Origin of the sequence: Pseudomonas agronomica (assembly GCF_025917275.1) — a bacterium.
GTDB lineage: Bacteria > Pseudomonadota > Gammaproteobacteria > Pseudomonadales > Pseudomonadaceae > Aquipseudomonas > Aquipseudomonas agronomica.
In genome coordinates this window covers 1-2,046 of sequence record NZ_JAOSHO010000704.1, presented here as the reverse complement: position 1 = coordinate 2,046, position 2,046 = coordinate 1, and the positions used below count along the sequence as shown (strand labels likewise).

Annotated in this window: 1 protein-coding gene; it reads left to right on the top strand. The window is 63.6% G+C overall.

Translation table 11 applies throughout. The features are described from left to right. Nucleotides 1-82: 82 nt before the first annotated feature. The gene (locus OC610_RS26340; RefSeq protein ID WP_264432059.1) at nucleotides 83-2,002 is read left to right on the top strand and encodes a sigma-54-dependent Fis family transcriptional regulator; all 1,920 of its coding nucleotides are present in this window, start codon (nucleotides 83-85) and stop codon (nucleotides 2,000-2,002) included. Nucleotides 2,003-2,046 lie beyond the last annotated feature (44 nt).

Sequence of the window (2,046 nt, the reverse complement as noted above, 5' to 3'; positions counted from 1 at the left end):
TCCTACGGGGCGAGTTCCGACAAACGATAGCTATTCGACCATTACCCCAGCAAGGCCATCACCTTCGGGAGAATAATAAAAAATGCACAGCAATCACTTGAGTCGCCATGCCCAGCAAGTCCTGACGGTCACCCAGGGCAAGGCCCATTTGCAGGGGCCTGGCAGCGATCCGTCGATTGCCCGTTCCTGGCTGCGCTGCCTCGAGGACTATCACCTCGACCCGGCCCAGAACCTGGCGCCGACGGTGCTCGAGCACGGTCGGGTGCTGGAAAGCCGCGAACGCTTGCAACAGGTGCTGCACATCGCCGGCACGGAAATGACCAGCCTGCATCAACAGCTCTCCGGCGCCGGCCACGCAGTGCTGCTGACCGACGCCCGAGGCGTGATCCTCAATTGCGTCACCGCTCCCAGCGAACGCAAGATTTTCGAGCGGGCCGGCCTCTGGCTCGGCGCCGACTGGAGCGAAGCCTGCGAAGGCACCAACGGCATCGGCACCTGCCTGGTGGAGCGCCAGGCCCTGACCATCCACCAGGAAGAACATTTCCGCGGCCGCCACACCGGCCTGACCTGCTCGGCCAGCCCGGTCTTCGATCCCCAGGGCGAATTGCTGGCGGTGCTCGACGTGTCCTCGGCCCGGCCGGACGTGTCGCGCCAGAGCCAATTCCACACCATGGCACTGGTCAACCTCTCGGCGAAGATGATCGAGAGCTGCTATTTCCTGCGTTGCTTCGACAATCAATGGCTGCTGCGCTTTCACTTGCAGGCCGAGTCCGTGGGGCTGTTCAGCGAAGGGCTGATGGCGTTCGACGGCGAAGGGCGGATTTGCGCGGTGAACCAGAGCGCGTTGAACCTGCTCGGGCACATCCGTGGCGGCTTGCTTGGCCAGCGGGTAGAGGACTTTTTCGATTGTTCCCTGGATGAATTGATGGGCCGGGCCAGTGCCCAGGCCAGCGCCAGTTGGCCACTGCGCACCCGCGACGGCCGGCATTTGTTCGCCGTGTTGCGCGGCCAGCCACGCAGCGTGCCGGCCCCGGTCGCGCCGGCTTTCAAGGTGATCGAGCCGGCACGGCTGCCGGGGATCTGCTTGGGAGATGCTGCGTTGCAGGAGCATTTTCGCAAGGCGCTGCGGGTGTTCGAGCGCGATGTGCCGCTGCTGATCCACGGTGAAACCGGCTCTGGCAAGGAGGCGTTCGCCAAGGCTGTGCACCACGCCAGCCAGCGCGCCGGGAAACATTTTGTCGCCCTAAACTGCGCAGCCATCCCGGAAAGCCTGATCGAGAGCGAACTGTTCGGTTATCGCGGCGGCAGCTTCACCGGCGCGCGCAAGGAAGGCATGCGCGGCAAGCTGCAACAGGCTGACGGCGGCACGCTGTTCCTCGATGAAATCGGCGACATGCCCCTGGCTTTGCAGACCCGGTTACTGCGGGTGCTGGAGGATCGCCAGGTGGTGCCCATCGGCGGCGAGCCCGAGGCGGTGAACGTACGCATCATCAGCGCCACTCACCGACAGTTGCTCGATCGGGTGCGCGATGGCAGCTTCCGTGAGGATTTGTACTACCGCCTCAATGGCTTGGAAATCCCGCTGCCGGCGTTGCGCGAGCGCGGCGACAAATCCCAATTACTGGATTTCCTGCTGGCCGAGGAGAGCGGGAGCGAAACGTTTTTCATCGACGAACCGGCACGACAGGCGCTGCTGGGGTTCGACTGGCCGGGCAATGTGCGGCAACTGCGCAATGTGTTGCGTACCCTCGCTGCGTTGTGTGATGGTGGACGGATCGGGCTGGAGGATTTGCCGGCGATGATCCGCCAGCGTCCGGTGGCGCAGGTTGAAGCCCCGACTGACCACCCACTGGAAGATGCCGAGCGCCTGGCATTGCTCGATGCACTGGAGCGCCAGCGCTGGCACATGACCCACACCGCCGAACAATTGGGGATCAGCCGCAATACCCTTTACCGCAAGCTGCGCAAACACGCGATTGCCCGCTGTGCCGCTGACAATTGAACTGCTGACTGCTGACTGCTGACTGCTGACTGCTGATTGCTGTT

Coding starts and splice junctions, on each gene's coding strand:
- OC610_RS26340 (WP_264432059.1), top strand. CDS start 83: ATGCACAGCAATCACTTGAGTCGCCATGCCCAGCAAGTCCTGACGGTC.